Genomic DNA, 18971 nt, shown 5'->3' with positions numbered 1-18971 from the left:
ATGGTGAGGACTGGGGTGGTGTTCGCGGTGGCGATGGCTGTGCTGGTGGGTGGTTGCTCGCCGGACGGCAACTCGTCACCGGCGCCGAACTCGACCTTCACCGACGCCGGCGGGCAAATGCTGCCCGACCCAGCGACGACCGTGCTCGACCCAGCGAAGGCGGCGGCCTTGCAGGCCGTGCTGGCGAAGGTGATCAGCGATCCGTCGACCGAGTCGGGCTCCCGTGGCGTCACCGCAGCAGTGGTGACTGACAAGTGGATCTGGTCGGGCGCGGCCGGCAAGGACGCGGCCGGTACTGCGCTCACCCCGCAGACGAGTATGGGCGTCGCGAGCATCACCAAGACCTTCGTCGCCTCGGAGGTGATGCTGCTCGCGAAGGCCGAGAAGGTCGACCTCGACGCCCCGCTGTCGCAGTACCTGAAGCACAAGCTGACCGCCAACAACGCGACCGTGCGGCAACACCTCAGCATGCGTTCCGGCGTACCGAACTTCCTGGCCGACGACTACGCCAAGATGGACGTCGCGATCAAAGCCGCGCCCGGCAAACACTGGACGCCGGAGCAGGCGCTCTCCTACGACACGGCCGAGCCGACGAAACCGGACGTCCGCTACGACTACAGCAATCCCAGTTACGTCCTGCTCGGCATGCTGATCGAGAAGGTGACCGGCGAACCGCTCGCGACCGTGCTCACCCGCGACCTGGCCAAGCCAGCCGGGTTGCAGCGCGCCGCCTTCCAGGACGGCCAGAAGCCGGCCGCCCCGCTCGCCGAGGACCGCAACCCGGTCTGCGGGAAAGCTGTCGACGGGTACACACCATGCCGCGCGGTCGCGAGCCTGTCGGCCGCCAACGCCGGCCTCGCCGCCGACGCGCCGACCGTGGCCCGCTGGGGATATGAGTTGTACGGCGATCGCGTCGTACCGGCCGACCTGGTCCAGCAGATGACGGCCGGCGACGGCGAGTACGGCCTCGGGACGATGCTGTTCTCGGAGATCTACGGCATCGGTACGGCGTACGGGCACCGCGGCGTACTGCCCGACTACACCAGCCTGCTGGTCACCGTCCCGTCCCGCAAGGTCTCCGTCGCCGTGATCCTTGCTGACGGCAACAAGCAACCGGAGGGCGTGGTCACCGAACTGATCACCGCTCTGCAGCCGCTGCTCGGCAGCTGAAGAAGATCACCTGGGCGGCCTCCTTCCAGACCGGTGTGTTGCCCACCGGCTCAGCCGTCCGCTCGATCTGCAGCCCTGAACCCACGAGAGTGTTGATGTAGGTGGAGAGCGTCCGGTGGTAGGAGACCCGCGGCAGGATCTCCCAGCGGGTCGGGCTGTTGTGCGGGCCTTCTTCGAAGTACCGGCCGGCGATCCGGCGGTAGGTGCCTTCGATGTGGTCGATCAGTTCGCCGTGGGCGGGCGGCTTGTAGCAGGGGTGGATGATCGCGGCCACGAACCAACCGCCGGGCTTGAGGATGCGGGCGACCGATCGCAGTGTCGGTTCGAGTTCGGGGATGTCCATCAGCGCCATGTAGCAGACGGCGCCGTCGAACGAGGCGTCGGCGAGCGGTTGGAGGTCGTGCGCGTTGCCGTGCACGTACTCGATCCCGCGCGGGGTCTGCTGTTCGAGTGACCGGGCATGGGCCAGCAACGGCGCGGAGGCGTCGATGCCGACCACCTGCGCGCCGAGATCCGCCAGCCGGCGCGCCTCCCGTCCTTGCCCGCAGGCGACCGCCGCGACCCGTTGGCCGCGGGGATCACCCACCAGCTCGTCGAAGGTCGGATCGTCCAGGCCGGCACCGTCCGGATCGATGGTCGCGTGGTAGGCGTCGGCCAGCTCGTCGTACGAACTCGTCAGATTGCTCATGCTCGTCCATGCATGTTCGTGCACCTTTTGGGTACCAGGGGTTGTTCTCCGTTGGAGAACGTACATGGCCGGCCGATGGTGCCGGGCACCAGCGAACACCAGTTCTGAGGAAGAATCATGGTACGAGTCGGCCTGCTGCTCCGCGTACACGCAAGACCGGGTAAGGAGTCGGAGGTGGCTCAGTTCCTGACCGACGCGCAGGCGATCGTCGAGGAGGAGCCCGATACCCGGGCCTGGTTCGCCGTCCAGTTCGACGCGTCCACGTTCGGCATCTTCGACGTGTTCCCCGACGATGCCGGCCGGCAGGCGCACCTGGCCGGCGGCGTGGGGACCGCGCTCGGGAAGCGCGCTGACGAGCTGTTCACCGTGGCACCCGCGATCGAGAACGTCGACATCCTCGCGTCGAAGCTTCCGGCCTGATCCCGCGGACGCGGGCCGGACAGAGGTTCGGCCTGCGTCTCGGCAAGGGCACTCAGCTCGCCCACTGAGAGGAATCGTCAATGCTGTCGCTGCGCGCCCGCCACCGCTTGCGCGTGGAGATGTGGATCGTTCCGCTGCTCTGTGTGCTGGCTGCGATTCTGCTGTCCTTGATCACCGTGGCGATCGACCGTGCCGTCGGCGACCGGCTCATCCCGATCAGTATCACCGGCAAGCCCGACGCGGTGTCGGCGATCCTCGGCACGATCGCATCGGCGATGGTCACGCTGACCACACTCGTGCTGACCGTCACCACCGTGGCCGTGCAGCTCGCCATGGGGCAGTTCTCACCGCGGATCGTGCGAGCCCTGCTACAGGATCGCGCCGGCCAACTCGCGTACGGGTTGTTCGCCGCCACCTTCACCTTCGCCATGCTCGCGCTGCGAGAGGTGGACGCCATCGGCGACGGCACGGTACCCGGGCTGACGGTCCTGGTGGCCTACCTGCTGATGCTCGGCAGCATCGCCGCCTTGTTCCTCTACATCCACCACGCCGGGGACTCGCTGCGCGCCGCCGGCTTGATCGACCTGGTCGGCGACGACCTCCACGAACAGATCGACCGGCTCTATCCATCAGACGAGGTCGTGTCGATCCCGCCTGACCTCGTGGTGTCGCCTGAACCAGGAATCGTGGTCCAGCTCGACTACCCCGCCCTGGTCGCCGCCGCCCAGGAAGCCGACAGCGTGCTCGAGCTGGTCCCGATGATGGGTGACTTCGTGCCCGCGGGAGCGCCCTTGTTCCGGATCCACGGACACCCCGTCCGCCTCGACCGCGAGTACCTGGCCGACCTCGTCGTCCTCGCGGCCGAACGCACCCATTCCGACGACCCCGCCTACGGCTTCCGCAAACTCGTCGACATCGCCGAGCGCGGGATCGCCACGCCCTTCAACGACCCCACCACCGCTGTCATGGTGATCGATCGGCTCCACGACAGCCTGCGCCAGCTCGCGACCCGAACCTTCCCCACCGGCCGCCACCGCGACGCGGCGGGCGACGTCCGCCTGATCGAGCGCGTATTCAGCTGGGAAGGCTACGTACGGCTCGTCTTCGACGAACTCCGCCTGGCCGGCGCCGCCTCACCCCAGATCCCACGCCGGCTGTTCGCCGCCCTCACCGACCTGAAAACCGTGGCACCACTCGACCGCCAGCCGCCCCTCGACCGCCAAATCGACCTCCTGACCGCCGCCGTAAAGCATCAGTTCGACGACGGACCCGATCAAGACGCCGCCCTCACCCCCGACCAGCAGGGCATCGGTTCAGGACCCGACCTCGAACCCCAAGCCCCAGTCACCGTCGCTGATTCAGCCTAGAAATGACCGGGCAGGTCGACCTGCTGCTTGCCGACCGCGATGAACGGCCCGGTAGTGGGCAGGCGATCGCGGCCGCTTACTCTGCGGCGAGCGCCTCCAGTACGCCCTCGCCGTACTTGGCGAGTTTGTTCTCGCCGACGCCGCTGATCTTGCCCAGCTCGGCCAGGCTGCCCGGCAGGTCGGTGGCGATCTGCCGCAGCGTCGCGTCGTGGAAGATCACGTACGCCGGTACGCCGGTCTCCTTCGCGACCGCGCCACGCCAAGCGCGCAGCCGCTCGAAGATCGGCTCGGCCTCCGGAGCGAGGTCGGCAACGGCCTTCTTCTTGCCGCCACTGGACCGCGAACTGGATCGGGCGGCCCGCTCCGGCTCGCGGCGCATCATCACGTCGCGGCGGCGGCCGAGCACCTCGGCGCTGTCCTCGGTGAGCAGCAGCGTGCCGTAGTCGCCCTCGACCGCGAGCAGGCGTTGCGCGAGCAGTTGGCGGATGACGCCGCGCCACTCGGTGTCCTTGAGCTCGGTGCCGATACCGAAGACGGTCAGGTCGTCGTGCCGGAACTGCTTGACCTTGTCGGTGGTCTTGCCGAGCAGGATGTCGATCACCTGGCCGGCGCCGAACTTCTGGTTGCGCTCGTGCTGCAGCCGGTAGACGGTCGAGAGCAGCTTCTGCGCCGGTATGGTGCCGTCCCACGACTCCGGCGGGGTGAGGCAGGTGTCGCAGTTGCCACACGGCTCACCGGTCTGCCCGAAGTACGCGAGGAGTTGTTGCCGACGGCATTGAACCGTCTCGCACAACGCGAGCATCGCGTCGAGGTGGGTGCCGAGCCGGCGACGGTGGGCCGCGTCGCCTTCGGAGGTGTCGATCATCTTGCGTTGCTGGACGACGTCCTGCAGTCCGTACGCCAGCCAGGCGGTCGACGGCAGGCCGTCACGGCCGGCCCGGCCGGTCTCCTGGTAGTAGCCCTCGACCGACTTCGGCAGGTCGAGGTGCGCGACGAACCGGACGTCCGGCTTGTCGATGCCCATCCCGAAGGCGATCGTCGCGACGACCACCAGCCCGTCCTCGCGCAGGAACCGCGACTGGTTCTTCGCGCGGACCCGGCTGTCCAGACCCGCGTGGTACGGGACGGCCTCGATGCCGTTCTGGGTGAGGAAGGTCGCCGTCTTCTCGACGCTGTTGCGGGACAGGCAGTAGACGATGCCGGCATCGCCGGCGTGCTCGGTGCGGAGCAGATCGAGCAGCTGCTTCTGCGGGCTGTCCTTCGGCACGATCCGGTACTGGATGTTCGGCCGGTCGAAGCTCGCGACGAAGTGCTTCGCCGACTTCAGGTTCAGCCGGGTGGCGATCTCGGCGTGCGTCGCCTCGGTCGCGGTGGCGGTCAGCGCGATCCGCGGTACGTCGGGCCAGCGCTCGTGCAGCTGCGACAGCATCAGGTAGTCGGGCCGGAAGTCGTGCCCCCACTGCGACACACAGTGCGCCTCGTCGATCGCGAACAGCGCGATCTTGCCCTGGTCGAGCAGCCGCGTCGTCGCCTCCACCCGGAGCCGCTCGGGCGCCAGATAGAGCAGGTCGAGATCGCCGGACAGGAACGCCTGCTCGACCTCGCGCCGTTGCTCGTAGTCCTGCGTCGAGTTGAGGAAGCCGGCCCGGACGCCGAGTGCCGTCAGCGCGTCGACCTGGTCCTGCATCAATGCGATCAACGGCGAGATGACCACCCCGACGCCCGACCGGACCAGGGCGGGGATCTGGTAACAGAGCGACTTCCCACCACCGGTCGGCATCAGCACCAGGGCGTCACCACCGCCGACGACGGTCTCGATGATGTCCTGTTGCTCACCCCGGAACGAGTCGTACCCGAACACTCGGTGCAAGACCTGCAAGGCCTCGCTCGAGGTGTCGTCCAGCGGCTGGCTCGTCTCTGTCACCCGGCGATTCTACGGAGTTCCCGCAGTCACTGCTGGCCCCCTGTGGACAACGCGCCGATCTCACCGCGATAGGTCCCGATGCTCCACACATTGCCCTCCGGATCAGCCACGCTGAATCCGTACGACCCGTAGTCCTCGGAACGCCTCTCCCGTACTACGGTCGCGCCCGCCGCGATCACCTTGGGCCACACCGCGTCGGGGTCCTCGCAGACCAAATAGACCGACTGCCGTTGCCCGGCGAAGTGGTCGAACTCGTTCGGCTCGGCGTTGCGGTCGACCGAGCTGACCATCACGCCACCACCGGCCGGCCAGGCCAGCTCGGCGTGCGAGATCGAGCCCTCGGCGACCCCGGCGTACGAGGCGGCCAGAGTGAACCCCAGCCCTTCGGTGAGGAACTTCAGTGCGGCCTGGCCGTCGCGGTAGACCAGCGTCGGCCAGACCCCGATCACGGTGTCGTTCGTCGTCGTGTTCATACCCCCGACTCTGCGACCTCGGTCCGCGCGTCGTCTTGGACGAATGGGAGCTCTTCGAGCATCCATTGCCGCGGCGAGCACCCTGCGATCGCGTGCCATTCGCGAGTGAGGTGTGCTTGATCGGCGTACCCGAGATCAGCCGCGAGATCCGCCAACCTGGTCTGCGGTTTCGCCTTCAACCAGCGGACCGCCCGCTCGAACCGTAGGACCCGTGATGCGACCTTCGGCGCCAATCCGTACTCCGCACGAAACTGCTCGGTCAGATGCCGTCGGCTCCACCCGACCTCCTGAGCCAGTTCCTGTACGCCGATGCCGCCCGCCGTCTCGCACAGCCGTCGCCAGGCCCAGCCGAGCTCGGCCCGTGGCGCGCCGATCGGCTCGTCCCGCCACGCCTCGAGCAGCAGCCGCTCTACGAGGTCGAATCGCTCATGCCAGTGCGGCGTCGCGCGAAGCCGCTCGCCGAGCTCCTGTGCCGGCATTCCGAGCTGCTTGTCGAGGTCGATGATCGTGGTGACGAGCTCACCCGACGGCAGCCCCAGCAGCGCTCGCGACCCGGCCGGCGTGAGCGCGAGCTGGATGCCGGCCACGTTGGGGGAGTCGGCGATCCGGACTGCGGTCGAGTGCAGCCCGCCGACGAGGGTCTGGAACTTCTCCACCGGCTCGTCCGGCCAGGCGACACCGAGCGGCTCGTCCAGGCTGATCACGATCGTGAGGTACCGCGAGGGCAGGCCGCGATGCAGCTCCAGAGGCGCACCCCGGTACGCATAGCCGGTGAGGTCGCCGAGGTACGGGCGCAGGGCGGGATGCGCCCTGCGCACGTGGTACTCGAAGCCCTCCATCTGCCCAGGCTAAAGCCGGCCGTGGACAAAAAGTTCAGCTCAGCGGCCGCCGCACCAGGATCATCCGGCCGAAGTCCGTCGGTGCCAGCCGGACCAACTCGAAGCCGGCCGCGACGGCCTCGGCCGCCAGGTCCTCCGCGGACCGGGCGAACGGCACCTCCTGACCCTGCGCGACCAGCTTCCGCAGGGAGTACGCGGGCCGGTCGGACTCATCGGGCTCGGGCGGTTCCATCTCTTGCAGGACGAGCACGCCACCGGGCTTGAGCGAGCGCAGGATCACCGCGAGCGTCGCCGCCCGGGTGGGCTCGGGGAAGAAGGGCTGAGCCCAGAACGCGCCACTGAACGAGGCCGGCTCGTCGAAGTCCCGCGCGTCCATGCAGCGGACGTCGACCCGGTCGGCCACGCCGTGCTCCTTCACCCGGCGCAGAGTCTCAGCGGCCACGGTAGGAACCAGTTCGATCGCCACCGCCCGGAACTCGGGGAGCAGAGTGGCCAGCGTCAGCGTCGCTCCGGCGACACCACAGCCGACGTCGAGCCAGCGCCCGGCACGGATTGCTTCGCTCACCTCAGGCAGTTTCGGCAGGAAGCTCTGCTCGTACAGGGTCCGGGTGACCGTGGTGGCTTTTCCGCCGAGGGCGCGCGCGACGACCAGGGCATCGGGCTCGGTCAACGGCAGCGGTCCGGGACCCTCGGCCGCCGTACGGATCAGCCGGGACATCACCTCGGAGTGGTCGAGCAGCTCGTCCAGCCCGATGTAGGAGTCGTCCGCGGCCAGTGCCTCGAACGGCCGGGTCAGCTGAACGGTCCCATCCTGCTGCCGCACGATGCCGTTCGCTTCCAGCACCGACAAGATGTCGGCGAGCCGGGCCGGCGGCAGGCCGGAGAACTCGGCCAGCGTCTCGAGGTCGCGCGGCTCGGCGAGGTACTTCGTCCAGCCACGGTCCCGCAGCGTCGTGATCAGGGTCAGGACCTGCGCGCCGGTGGTCCAGGCGGCCAGCGACTCCCGGGCCGCCGAGGCCAGCGCGAAGCGTTCCAGTGGGTTTTCCGCGTCAAGGGTGCTCACGAGGACAGGATGCAGGAGGACGGTCGAAGTTCGATCGTTTGATTGTGAGCTGGATCACGCTGAGATGGCGTGCGCCTGCCCGGCCCGGCTGGCGTGGAAGAACCTGCAGCTCTGCACCAGGCCGTCGCTCAGCTGCTGGACCCAGACGACGGCCGGCGGGCAGTGGTACGGGTCGTGGGCGGGGTTGATCAGGTCGATCTCGGCGACCGTGAGGTCATGGCTGGCGACGACGTTGGTGATCCGCCCACGGACACCGAGGTCGATGTCGTGGTCCATCCCCTTGACGAAGGCGTCGAAGCCCTTCAGGTGAAGGCCGCCCGAGAAGACGAACTCCGCCTCGGGTGACCAGGACGCGGCCAGCACGTCGGGCAGGTCGCCACGTTGCGCCGCGACGAGGACGTCCTCGACCTGGCGGCGTCGTACCGAGGCGAGTGCCGACACGTCGCCGTACGCGTCGTCCGCTGTCGCCAGGAGGCTCGCGCAGAGCTTGCTGCGGGCCTCGGACAACCGGCTGCGGACGGTACCGACCGGCACTCCGCAGGTGGCGGCGATGTCCTGGTACGCCGTGACGCCGCTGAAGTGCCTCAACATGACCACGAGTCGTAGGGGTGGCGACAAGCGTTCCAGCGCATGCCACACCCAGTCGCGGGACGCGTGCTGCTCCAGGAGCTGGGCGGGATCGGGCTCGGCGGACGGTGGTACCGCGTGGAGGTGCTCGTCGAGCGGCAACGGCTGCCTGGCGCGTAGTTGCATCCGGCAAGCATTGCGAACGATCTGGCGCAGCCACGGCCCGACCGCCTCCGGGTCCCGGACGTCGCCGATCCGGGCCAGCGCGACCGTCGCCGCCTCCTGGACGGCGTCCTCGGCGTCGGGGCCGTAGCCGAGCATGCTGATCGCGACGGCGGTCATCCCGGGCCGGTGCCGGGCGAGCAGGAGGCCGACGGCGGCGACGTCGCCGGACTGGGCCGCTCGTACCAGCTCTGCGTCGTCCACAGGCCCAAGATACGTGCTGCCGACCAGCCGCATTCCCGGTATACGGGACCAGCGTTTCGGCATCTGGACCTGGAGTGGCACCATGACAAGCAGTCGTTCGCCAGTGGATTTGGAGAGATCGTCGTGCCTGAACTGAGGTCCCGTACCGTCACCCACGGCCGCAACATGGCGGGCGCCCGTGCCCTCATGATGGCCTCCGGCGTCGCCCGAGAGGACTTCGGCAAGCCGATCATCGCGGTAGCGAACAGCTTCACCGAGTTCGTCCCGGGTCACACCCACCTGCAACCGGTCGGCCGGATCGTCTCCGAGGCGATCCAGGCGGCCGGCGGGATCGCCCGCGAGTTCAACACGATCGCGGTCGACGACGGCATCGCGATGGGCCACGGCGGGATGCTCTACAGCCTGCCGTCCCGCGACCTGATCGCCGACTCGGTCGAGTACATGGTCGAGGCGCACTGCGCCGACGCGCTGATCTGCATCTCGAACTGCGACAAGATCACCCCGGGCATGCTGATGGCCGCGCTCCGGCTGAACATCCCGACCGTGTTCGTCTCCGGCGGCCCGATGGAGGCCGGCCGGGCCACCCTGGTCGACGGCACCGTCCGCAAGCTGGACCTGATCGACGCGATGTCCGAGGCCGTCAACGAGAACGTCTCCGACGCCGACATCCTGCGGATCGAGGAGAACGCCTGCCCGACCTGCGGCTCGTGTTCGGGCATGTTCACCGCCAACTCGATGAACTGCCTGGCCGAGGCGATCGGCCTGGCGCTGCCGGGCAACGGCTCGGTGCTCGCCACCCACACCGCCCGCAAAGCCCTGTACGAGAACGCCGGCCGGACGGTCGTCGAGATCACCAAGCGGTACTACGAGACCGACGACCTCACCGTGTTGCCGCGAAACGTCGCGTCGCGCGCGGCCTTCGAGAACGCGATGGCGCTGGACATCGCGATGGGCGGCTCGACCAACACGATCCTGCACCTGCTCGCGGCAGCCCAAGAGGCCGAGGTCGACTTCGACCTGGACGACATCAACGCCGTCTCGCGTCGCGTGCCCTGCCTGGCGAAGGTCGCGCCGAACGTCGCTCCCGGTGGCACGTACTACATGGAGGACGTGCACCGCGCCGGTGGCATCCCGGCGATCCTCGGCGAGCTGTACCGGGCCGGGTTGCTGAACGAGGACATCCACACCGTGCACAGCGCCTCGATCGACGACTGGCTGAAGACCTGGGATGTGCGCGGCGGATCACCGTCGGCCGAGGCGGTCGAGTTGTGGCACGCGGCCCCTGGTTGCAAGCGGTCGGCGACGGCGTTCTCGCAGTCCGAGCGTTGGGAGACGCTGGACACCGACGCGGCTGGTGGGTGCATCCGCGATGCGGCGCACGCGTACTCGGTCGACGGCGGGCTGGCGGTGCTGAAGGGCAACCTCGCGGTCGACGGCTGTGTCGTGAAGACGGCCGGCGTCGACGAGTCGATCTGGACCTTCGAGGGGCCGGCCGTGGTCTGCGAGTCGCAGGAAGAGGCGGTCGAGAAGATCCTGGCCAAGGCGATCAAGCCGGGCGACGTGGTGGTCATCCGGTACGAAGGGCCCAAGGGTGGTCCCGGGATGCAGGAGATGCTCTACCCGACCTCGTTCCTGAAGGGTCGTGGGCTGGGCAAGGTCTGCGCGCTGATCACCGACGGCCGCTTCTCCGGCGGTACTTCGGGATTGTCGATCGGCCACGCGTCGCCGGAGGCGGCGTCGGGCGGGACGATCGCGCTGGTGGAGGACGGCGACCGGATCCGGATCGACATCCCCGGCCGGTCGATCGAGTTGCTGGTGACCGACGACGTACTGGCTGCCCGCCGCGAAGCGCTCGGCGGTGTCTACGCCCCGAAGGCGCGCGATCGCAAGGTGTCCGCCGCACTGCGCGCCTACGCCGCCATGGCGACCAGCGCCGACAAGGGCGCCGTCCGCGACGTCAGCAAACTCGGCTGACCTCTTACAGATCGCCTTCGAGGTCGAAGGCGAGGGTGATTGCCTCGGCGAGGGCTGCTTCCTGGTCGGGGAGGAGGTAGCCGATCAGGCGGCCGAGCTGGAGTTTCGGGATGGTCTGGATGTTGTCGCAGCTGATCGCGCTGGGGTGATCCAGGCCGTTCTGGGCGCCGACCAGTACCTCGGTCGACAGGCCGCGGATGGTGCTGGTGATCGGGGCGACGGTGACGTTGGTCAGTCGCGGCCGGATCAGCTCGCGGGTCAGGACGACGACCGGCCGGGGTTTGTCCAGCCGGGCGATGTGCAGTGGCCGCATCAGTCGAGGTCGGTCAGTACGGTCCCACCGGCGGCGACCGCCAGTCCGTCGAGGTCTTCGTAGTCTCCGTGGGCGGCGAGGATGGCGGCGTCCCGCTCGGCCAGCTCACGCCGGCGCTCCCGCTCCATCGCGCGCGCGACCACCGACGCCCGGCTGGGCGCCTTGTTGTCATCAACCAACCGGTCCATGAACTCGACGAGCTCGTCCGGCAGCCGTACGGTGATCTGCTTGCTCATACCAGAACCATACCGTTCTGGGATTCAATTCTCTACCGCACGCGGTCGTAGACCATCGCCAGCTCGCCGAGCTTGCCGGTCTCCTGATGCGTGACGGCCCACTTCGTCGCCGGTACGCCGTCCTCGAACAGGCGCTGTCCGCCGCCGGCGATCTCGGGGGTGACCATCAGGTAGAGCCGGTCGAGCAGGTCCGCGGCGAGCAGTGCCTTGATGATGCTGGCGCTGCTGTTGACCAGGATCTCGCCCTCGCCGGTCGCCTTGAGCTCGGTGACGACGTCCGCGACGGGGCCGTTCACGAGGCGGGTCCGCTCCCAGGGTGCCTCGGTGAGAGTGGTGGAGAAGACGACCTTGTCGGTGTCGACGAGCCACTGCGCGTAGCCGCGATCGCGCGGGTCGGCGTCCTGGTTGCCGATGATCGTCGGCCAGAAGCCCAGGAATCCTTCGGCGTTGAGCCGCCCGAGGACTGCCGTGGTGGCGTTCTCGTGCAGGCGGGTCAGGTGGTCGCGGGCCACGTCGGTGGTCGCGTACGGGACGATCGCGGCCAGGTCGTACGGGCCGCCGGGGCCGTTGTAGCGGCCGTCGAGGGAGAGGCTGAGGTTCGCGGTCACCAGACGGGTCATTGCGCACTCCTTGGGGTGGTGGCGGCGAGGGTCGCCGCGAGCTTGTCGAGGCTCTGGCCGAAGCCGAGCTCGATCCCTGCGATGAAGTCGGCGGACTGGATCGTGCTGTCGGTGATCCGCAGCTCCACCTCCAGTTCGGTCCCGGCGTCGGACGGCCGGAGCGTGTAGCCGGTGTGAGCGGTGAAGGCGGTACTTCCGTCAGGCAGCACAGGGGAGTTGCGGTAAGCGAGCTGCTCGCCGGCCCGCACGTCGGTGACGACTCCTTCGGAACGGCCCGCGACCTGGTCGGAGCCGTCGGCATCCTCCGCGTCGCGGTACTCCAGTACGACCCGCCCACCCGGTCGCGCCTCGAAGACGAGCTCCGAAACCCGAAGATCCTCCGGCGCCCACCACTGAGCCAGCAGCTCGACCTCGGTCAGATACCGCCATACCTGCTCGGCAGACGCCGGCAATGACCGTACGAACCTGAAGGCCCGTCCATCGGCCCAGCCGGCCTCTTCGGCGGCGAGCCGCTCAGCGTCGACGCTGAGCCGGTGTCGATCGAAGCTCTCGCTGACCTGGTCAGCACTGTCGGCCAATCGGTTGAGCGCGGCCGCTAGCTCCCGCAGCGGATGGGACTGCAGCGCATAGACCCGCCGCTGCCCAGTGCGCTCCGAGGTGACAACCCCGGCCCGCTCCAGCGTCTGTAGATGCTTGGTCGTCTGGGGCTGCCGCGCCTCCGCAAGCTGAGCCAGCACTCCCACTGACCTCGGCCGCTCGGCCAGTAACTCCACCAGCCGCCACCGAGCCGGGTCGGCAAGTGCGGTGATCAGTGCGTCCATGACCCATAGCATTCCCCGTGGAGAATATTCCTGTCAAGGAATATTTCTGATCACCCAGCCGTCAGGCGGTGGGGAAGTAGTGGCCGTTGTCCAGGTCGGTGAGCAGGCCGGGTTGGGTGGGCTCCCAGCCGAGGGTCCGGCGGGTGATGAGGTTGGATGCTGGGTAGCTCTGCGTGACGATGTTCGCGAGGAACCCGAAGTAGCCCGGCAGCATCAGTTCGTCGAGGGGGATGCTTACGGCGGGCAGGCCCAGGCGGTTGCCGATGGCTTCGGCGATCTGGCGGAGCGGGATGCCTTCATCCTGGACTGCGTGCCAGTGTTTGCCGGCTGGGCCTTTCTCCAGCGCCAGGCGGAACAGGGAGGCGACGTCGCGGATGTGTACGGCGTTCCACAGGTTTGAGCCGTCTCCGGGGTAGCCGGCGAAGCCTTTTTCTTTCGCGAGTGCGATCAGGGTGGGGAGGAAGCCGGCCTGGTCGGTGGTGCTGTGGGCGATGTTGGCGATCCGTACGACCGACGACCGGACTTCGCGTTCGGCGAGGTCGAGGACGGCGGTTTCCACGACGTTGCGAACCCGCAGAGTGCCCTTGTGCTCGTCGCCGACGGGGAGGGCGGGGTCTTCCTCGGTGGCCGGCCGGCCCAGTTGCCCGGACGATCCGATGCTTCCCGCCGCGACCAGGGGCTTGTGAGTTCCCGCGAGCGCCTCGCCGTACGCGAGCATGATCGGGAGTTCTGCGGCTGATACGGCGTCCATCCCGCCGTACGGAAGCAGGTCTTGGCGGTGTGCGACGTGGATGACGCCGTCGGAGTCGGCGGCTGCCTCCATCAGCCCGTCGAGATCTTGGAGGTCGCCGCGACGCACCTTGGCGCCGAGCGCGGACAGTGCCGCCGCGGCCGGGTCCGACCGGGCCAGGCCGGTGACCTCGTGCCCGGCGGCGATCAGCTCGGGAATGATGTACGAACCGGAATGGCCGGTCCCGCCGGTGACGAAAACGCGCACGCTACTGCTCCTTGTGAATGATGCGGCGAAAAGAATGGCGGTACGGGTGCGTTCAGCCGGTGAATTCGCTGACGCCGAGGGCGAAGTCGAAGTGGCCGACCCCGTTTCCGGCCAGGCTCACCGTGACCAGGCCCATTCCTTCCAGCCAGTGCGCCATTTTCAGCCCGCCGGCATCCAGCGGGCGCAGCCCGAGGCTCTCGACGAACGCCGCCACGCCCGCCTTGGCCGGCGCGTCGTCGCCGGCGATGAAGACGTCGGGCCGGCCCTTCTCCAAGACGTTGCGGAAGATGGTGTTGAACGCCTTCACCACGCTGGCGCCGGCCGGGGCCACCTTGGCGGCCTCCTGCGCGATCGAGGTCTCCGCACCGTGGGCGAGCCCGTCGAACGTGGCGTTGAAGGGGTTGCTGATGTCGACGATGACCTTGCCCGCGAGGGCGTCTGCGTACTCGGCGACGACCGGTACGACACCGTCGGCCAGGAGAGCCGTGATGACGATGTCCCCGGCCGGGACGGCGCCCCACTCGCCCGTCGTCGCGCCGCCGCCCAGAGCCTTGGCCAGGTCGTCGCGCTTGGACTGATCGCGTCCCATGACCTCGACGCTGTTACCGCCCGCCACCGCGAGCGTGCCGATCGTCCGCGCCATGTTCCCGGTGCCGATGATGGTGATGCTACTCATAAGGTGTTCTCATTTCCTGTGGTCTGCAAAAACACAATCGATTTCATTGAAGTTGCATATTGAGGCTGCCATTGACCGGAGTTGGTGTCCAAGACCTCTTTCAGCCGTGGTGATACCTTGGCGGCATCACCGGAGACGGGAGGCGTCATGGATCTGGACCTGCGCAAACTGCGCTACTTCCTCGCCGTCGCCGAGCAGTTGCACTTCGGCCGCGCCGCTGAAGAGCTGCATATCGCGCAGCCGGCCCTCAGCCGCCAGATCCGCGCGCTGGAGAAGGATCTGGGCGCGGCGCTGTTCACCAGGGACCGCCACGGCGTGGCGCTGACCGACGCCGGCCGGCAACTACTGACCGACTCCGGTCCGCTGCTCGCCTCGGCGGACGCGGTCCGCCGCCGGGTGACCGTGGCTGCCCACGGCAGCCGGCGACTGGCGGTCGGCTTCCGGACCGGGATCCCGGTCATCCCGGCGGCCCAGGCGTTCGAGGCCCGGCATCCGGACGTGGTCGTGGACGTGCAGCGGATCGAATGGGACGACCAGGCGCCGATGCTGCTGGACGGCCGTATCGACGTCGGCTATGTGCGGCTGCCCATCGACGAGACCGGCCTGCGCGTGATCCCGCTGTACGCCGAGCCGCTCATGGTGGTACTGCCCGCAGGCCATCGGTTGGCCGGCAAGGAGGAGGTCACCGAGGCCGACCTGGCCGGTGAGCCGCTGGTCTGGCATGCCGGCCCGAGCACGCACCCCACCAGGCGCCCACACCCCGACTCCGGGCTCCGGGTGCGCGGCGTGGAGGAGAAACTCGAGCACGTCGCGGCCGGCCGGGGCATCTCGTTCGTGGCGCGTTCGGAGACGCTGTTCTACTCGCGTCCGGACATCGGCTACGTATCCATCCCGGAGCTCGCGCCTGACCAGGTGTGCCTCGCGATGGCGGCCTCACGCATCTCGCCGCTGGCCGAGGATTTCTTCGCCGCGGCGCAAGCGACGGCCGAGATCACCGCAGAGTGTGGAAACTACGAGGCCTACGCAGGCGATCGAGCCTGAACCGTGACCGACCTCAGTTGGGGGACATGTCGGCCCAGGCGAGGTCGATCGCGGGGAGGGACGGGAGGGCGGTGATCGCTGCCAGCTCGGTGTCGAGGAGGCCGACGAGCTGGGCCAGGCGGGTGGTGGTGTCGAGGGCTTCGAGGAGCTTCTGGCGGTCGGGGGTGACCAGCGTCATCGCGGCCGAGATCAGGTACGAGAGAGTGCCGGGCTCGTCGGGGAGTGCGCCGATGTGCAGGCCGGGTTGCGAGATCTCGCTGACGGCAGCGGCGTACCGGCGGAAGCGCTCGACCGCGACGGTCGCAGTGCCGAGGGGGTCGTCGCCTGGTTCCTCGTCAAGCCACTCGACGTCGGCGACGAGGTAGTCGCCGCCACTGTCGAGCTCGGCGACCTTGAAGCGCCGGTTGCCGGTCAGGGTGACCTCGACCGGGCCGTCGTCGTCGATGTCGAGCGAGATCTCCGAGATCGTCGCCGCGCAGCCGGTGCCGTACAGCGACCGGAACACCCGGTCGCCCAGCTCGTACCCGTCCCGGACCGCGACTGCGCCGCAGACCATCTCGCCGCCGTTCTCGACCAGATCCCGGATCACCGACCGCCCCTGGACGTCCGTGACCGGGATAGGAAGCACCAGCCCAGGAAAGATCACTGTGTCGACAGTGAGAAGCGGCAGGCGGGAGTCCATGGCATTGAGCCTAGGGCATGCCTGACGATCCCCCCTCGTGCTGCGCGGCACCCGGCACGGCACCTCGCACCGAGCACCTGCTCGCGACTGAGGGGGGATCGTCAGGCATGCCCGTGGCAACCACTCGCCGCCGTGGTCCGCGCAGTAGACGGCGCGCGGGGGCCGGGGGAGCCGACCACTAGACTGAGGCTCATGATTCGCCGCGTCGACCTGCGGGGCCGAGTGGCTGCTGGAGAGGTTCTCAACCTTCAGGCCCTGGTTCCCCGAGCCGTGTTCGACGTCGAGGCTGCCCTCGACGTCGTCCGACCGATCTGCCTGGACGTCCGTCATCGCGGGCTCGAGGCGATCAGGGAGTACGGCGAGAAGTTCGACCATGTGGCCGTGGCGGAGTTGCGGGTCCCTGCCGAGGCGTTGAAGACGGCGCTGGAGGAGCTTGATCCAGAGGTCCGCGCCGCGCTCGAGGAGTCGATCCGGCGGGTGCGTGAGGTCAGCCTGGACGAGCGGGGCAGTGACGTCGAGTCGCAGCCTGCCCCGGGTGGCCGGGTGACCCAGCGGCTGGTGCCGGTGCAGCGGGTCGGGCTCTACGTGCCCGGCGGCCGCGCGCCGTTGGCGTCCAGCGTGGTGATGAACGTCGTACCGGCACAGGTAGCCGGGGTCACGTCGTTGGCGTTGGCATCGCCGCCGCAGAAGGAATTCGGCGGACTGCCGCACCCGACCGTGCTCGCGGTGTGCGCGATGCTCGGGATCGACGAGGTGTACGCGATGGGCGGCGCGCAGGCGATCGCCGGGTTCGCGTACGGCTTCGAGGGCTGCCGCAAGGTCAACCTGATCACCGGGCCGGGCAACATCTACGTGGTCGCGGCCAAGCGGTTCGTGCAGAGCGAGGTCGGGATCGACTCCGAGGCAGGGCCGACCGAGATCGCCGTACTGGCCGACGACTCCGCCAATGCGGCCCACGTGGCCGCCGACCTGATCAGCCAGGCCGAGCACGACCCGATGGCGGCCAGCGTGCTCGTCACCCCGAGCGAGACGCTCGCCGCGGCTGTCGAGGCCGAGCTGGCCATCCAGGTGCCGCAGACCAAGCACCACGAGCGAGTCGCGGAAGCACTCGGCGGCCAGCAGTCGGCCGTCGTACTGGTCGATGACCTGGACCAGGGCACGGCCGTTGTGGATGCGTATGCGGCCGAGCACCTGGAGATCCAAACGGTCGACGCCGAGGAGCGTTCGCTGCAGATCAGCAACGCCGGCGCGATCTTCGTCGGCGGCTGGTCGCCGGTCTCGCTGGGCGACTACTGCGCCGGGTCGAACCACGTGCTGCCGACCGCCGGCTGCGCGTGCCACTCGTCCGGCCTGTCCGTGCGCAGCTTCCTGAAGGCGATGCACGTCGTGAACTACACCCGCGAGGCCCTGCAAGAGGTAGCAGGGCACGTGGTGGCGCTCGCCCAGGCCGAGGATCTGCCTGCGCACGGCGCCGCCGTGTCGGTGCGCTTCAAGAGTGAGGACTGATGGGCCGTTTCGATGGGCTGCCGATCCGCGACGAGCTGAAGAGCTTCGAGCCGTACGGCGCGCCGCAGCTGGACGTCCCCGTCCTGCTCAACGTCAACGAGAACCCGTACCCGCCGAGCGAGGCGATCGTCGCGGACATCACCGCGTCGGTGGCCGAGGCGGCGCGCGGGCTGAACCGCTACCCCGACCGCGAGTTCCTTGCCCTGCGCGCCGATTTCGCGGCGTACCTGGCCCGGGAGTCCGGTGCCCAGCTCACGGCCGAGCAGGTGTGGGCGGCCAACGGTTCCAACGAGGTGATGCTGCACATCCTGCAGGCCTTCGGTGGACCAGGCCGTACTGCGCTGTCGTTCGCCCCGACGTACTCGATGTATCCGGAGTACGCCCGCGACACCAACACCGCGTGGGTCACCGGTCGCCGCTCGGAGGACTTCACCCTCGACCAGAGCAAAGCGCTCGCGGCCATCTCGCGACACCGGCCGTCGGTCGTCCTGCTCGCCTCACCCAACAACCCCACCGGCACTGCGCTGCCGATCCAGCTGGTCGAAGCGGTCGCCGCCCGGACAGCCGCGATCGGCGCGGTGCTGGTGGTCGACGAGGCGTACGCGGAGTTCCGGCGTACCGGTACGCCGAGCGCGGTCACGTTGTTGCCGTCGTACCCCAATCTGGCGGTGGCCCGGACGACGTCCAAGGCCTTCGCTCTGGCGGGTGCCCGCGTCGGGTACCTTGCCGCGAGCAAGCAACTGGTCGATGCCCTGCGCATCGTCCGGCTGCCGTACCACCTGTCGGCGGTGACCCAGGCGGTCGCGCGGGCCGCGTTGCGGCACTCCGACGAGTTGCTCGGCCGGGTCGGCCAGTTGCGGACCGAGCGCGATGAGACAGTGGAGTGGCTGCGGGCGCAGGGGCTGCGCGCGGTCGATTCGGATGCGAACTTCGTCCTCTTCGGCACCTTCGCCGACCGGCACGCGGTGTGGCAGTCGCTGCTGGACGACGGCGTACTGATCCGCGAGACCGGACCGAACGGCTGGCTGCGGGTGTCGATCGGCACCGGTGCCGAGATGGCCGCCTTCCGCGCTTCGCTGGAGAAGGTGCTCAAGACCGATCTAGGAAGGTCACTATGAGAGAGCGGAGCGAGCTCATCAAAAGGCACAGCCCCCTTGGTGCCTCATCC

General features: G+C 68.7%; 20 protein-coding genes. 7 read left to right on the top strand and 13 right to left on the bottom strand.

The window, feature by feature from the left end:
• Positions 1-1170, top strand: coding sequence for a serine hydrolase domain-containing protein (locus ABD116_RS12935; RefSeq protein WP_343968452.1), 1170 nt, complete (start codon positions 1-3; stop codon positions 1168-1170).
• Here ABD116_RS12935 and ABD116_RS12930 read toward each other — a convergent pair.
• A complete protein-coding gene (locus ABD116_RS12930) occupies positions 1139-1858 on the bottom strand; it encodes a class I SAM-dependent methyltransferase (RefSeq protein WP_343968450.1) in 720 nt (239 codons plus the stop codon). The two genes, ABD116_RS12935 and ABD116_RS12930, sit on opposite strands and share 32 nt — an antisense overlap.
• 174 nt (positions 1859-2032) lie before the next feature.
• Here ABD116_RS12930 and ABD116_RS12925 point away from each other — a divergent pair, with 174 nt between their 5' ends.
• Entirely contained in the window at positions 2033-2278 is a 246-nt protein-coding gene (locus tag ABD116_RS12925; protein WP_425552086.1) for a hypothetical protein, read from the top strand.
• An 80-nt stretch (positions 2279-2358) separates the two neighbouring features.
• Positions 2359-3645 (top strand): DUF2254 domain-containing protein, encoded by a 1287-nt coding sequence (locus ABD116_RS12920; RefSeq protein ID WP_343968446.1) that lies wholly within the window; start codon positions 2359-2361, stop codon positions 3643-3645.
• Positions 3646-3721: 76 nt separating this feature from the next.
• Here the strand turns inward: ABD116_RS12920 and recQ are convergent, their stop codons facing one another.
• From recQ to ABD116_RS12895, 5 genes are read right to left on the bottom strand one after another with little or no spacing between them, the layout of a single operon-like run.
• A complete protein-coding gene (recQ, locus tag ABD116_RS12915; protein ID WP_343968444.1) occupies positions 3722-5569 on the bottom strand; it encodes a DNA helicase RecQ in 1848 nt (615 codons plus the stop codon).
• 26 nt (positions 5570-5595) lie between these two features.
• Complete coding sequence (locus ABD116_RS12910; protein ID WP_343968442.1) at positions 5596-6042, bottom strand: VOC family protein; 447 nt, start codon at positions 6040-6042, stop codon at positions 5596-5598.
• On the bottom strand, positions 6039-6881 hold the full coding sequence (locus ABD116_RS12905) for an AraC family transcriptional regulator (protein WP_343968439.1): 843 nt from the start codon (positions 6879-6881) through the stop codon (positions 6039-6041). The genes ABD116_RS12910 and ABD116_RS12905 overlap by 4 nt, the downstream gene beginning before the upstream one ends.
• Positions 6882-6915: 34 nt before the next feature.
• A complete protein-coding gene (locus ABD116_RS12900) occupies positions 6916-7944 on the bottom strand; it encodes an SAM-dependent methyltransferase (RefSeq protein WP_343968436.1) in 1029 nt (342 codons plus the stop codon).
• 54 nt (positions 7945-7998) lie between these two features.
• Positions 7999-8937 (bottom strand): RNA polymerase sigma factor, encoded by a 939-nt coding sequence (locus ABD116_RS12895; protein ID WP_343968434.1) that lies wholly within the window; start codon positions 8935-8937, stop codon positions 7999-8001.
• A gap of 123 nt (positions 8938-9060) precedes the next feature.
• On the opposite strand from ABD116_RS12895, the gene ilvD reads away from it, so the two are divergent.
• Positions 9061-10911, top strand: coding sequence for a dihydroxy-acid dehydratase (ilvD, locus tag ABD116_RS12890; RefSeq protein ID WP_343968432.1), 1851 nt, complete (start codon positions 9061-9063; stop codon positions 10909-10911).
• A 4-nt stretch (positions 10912-10915) separates the two neighbouring features.
• Here ilvD and ABD116_RS12885 read toward each other — a convergent pair whose 3' ends face one another.
• The 6 genes from ABD116_RS12885 to ABD116_RS12860 all read right to left on the bottom strand — a co-directional run bounded on the left by ABD116_RS12885 (position 10916) and on the right by ABD116_RS12860 (position 14574).
• Positions 10916-11224, bottom strand: coding sequence for a type II toxin-antitoxin system PemK/MazF family toxin (locus ABD116_RS12885; RefSeq protein WP_343968430.1), 309 nt, complete (start codon positions 11222-11224; stop codon positions 10916-10918).
• Entirely contained in the window at positions 11224-11460 is a 237-nt protein-coding gene (locus ABD116_RS12880) for a ribbon-helix-helix domain-containing protein (protein WP_343968428.1), read from the bottom strand. Before ABD116_RS12880 ends, ABD116_RS12885 begins: the two co-directional genes overlap by 1 nt.
• A 32-nt stretch (positions 11461-11492) precedes the next feature.
• On the bottom strand, positions 11493-12080 hold the full coding sequence (locus ABD116_RS12875; RefSeq protein WP_343968426.1) for a dihydrofolate reductase family protein: 588 nt from the start codon (positions 12078-12080) through the stop codon (positions 11493-11495).
• Positions 12077-12901, bottom strand: coding sequence for a metalloregulator ArsR/SmtB family transcription factor (locus tag ABD116_RS12870; protein ID WP_343968424.1), 825 nt, complete (start codon positions 12899-12901; stop codon positions 12077-12079). Before ABD116_RS12870 ends, ABD116_RS12875 begins: the two co-directional genes overlap by 4 nt.
• A 61-nt stretch (positions 12902-12962) precedes the next feature.
• Positions 12963-13898: an SDR family oxidoreductase gene (locus tag ABD116_RS12865; protein ID WP_343968422.1), complete on the bottom strand. Its 936-nt coding sequence runs from the start codon at positions 13896-13898 to the stop codon at positions 12963-12965.
• A gap of 52 nt (positions 13899-13950) precedes the next feature.
• Positions 13951-14574: an NADPH-dependent F420 reductase gene (locus ABD116_RS12860; protein WP_343968420.1), complete on the bottom strand. Its 624-nt coding sequence runs from the start codon at positions 14572-14574 to the stop codon at positions 13951-13953.
• 147 nt (positions 14575-14721) lie between these two features.
• Here ABD116_RS12860 and ABD116_RS12855 point away from each other — a divergent pair, with 147 nt between their 5' ends.
• Positions 14722-15615: a LysR family transcriptional regulator gene (locus ABD116_RS12855; protein WP_343968418.1), complete on the top strand. Its 894-nt coding sequence runs from the start codon at positions 14722-14724 to the stop codon at positions 15613-15615.
• A 13-nt stretch (positions 15616-15628) separates the two neighbouring features.
• Here the strand turns inward: ABD116_RS12855 and ABD116_RS12850 are convergent, their stop codons facing one another.
• Entirely contained in the window at positions 15629-16297 is a 669-nt protein-coding gene (locus tag ABD116_RS12850) for an LON peptidase substrate-binding domain-containing protein (RefSeq protein WP_343968417.1), read from the bottom strand.
• 192 nt (positions 16298-16489) lie between these two features.
• On the opposite strand from ABD116_RS12850, the gene hisD reads away from it, so the two are divergent.
• Both hisD and ABD116_RS12840 read left to right on the top strand, forming a co-directional pair.
• A complete protein-coding gene (gene hisD / locus ABD116_RS12845) occupies positions 16490-17803 on the top strand; it encodes a histidinol dehydrogenase (protein WP_343968415.1) in 1314 nt (437 codons plus the stop codon).
• The gene (locus ABD116_RS12840; RefSeq protein WP_343968413.1) at positions 17803-18921 is read left to right on the top strand and encodes a histidinol-phosphate transaminase; all 1119 of its coding nucleotides are present in this window, start codon (positions 17803-17805) and stop codon (positions 18919-18921) included. The genes hisD and ABD116_RS12840 overlap by 1 nt, the downstream gene beginning before the upstream one ends.
• Positions 18922-18971: the final 50 nt, after the last annotated feature.

This window comes from Kribbella koreensis, assembly GCF_039525325.1.
Lineage (GTDB): Bacteria > Actinomycetota > Actinomycetes > Propionibacteriales > Kribbellaceae > Kribbella > Kribbella koreensis.
This window is presented reverse-complemented; position numbering and strand designations above follow the sequence as displayed.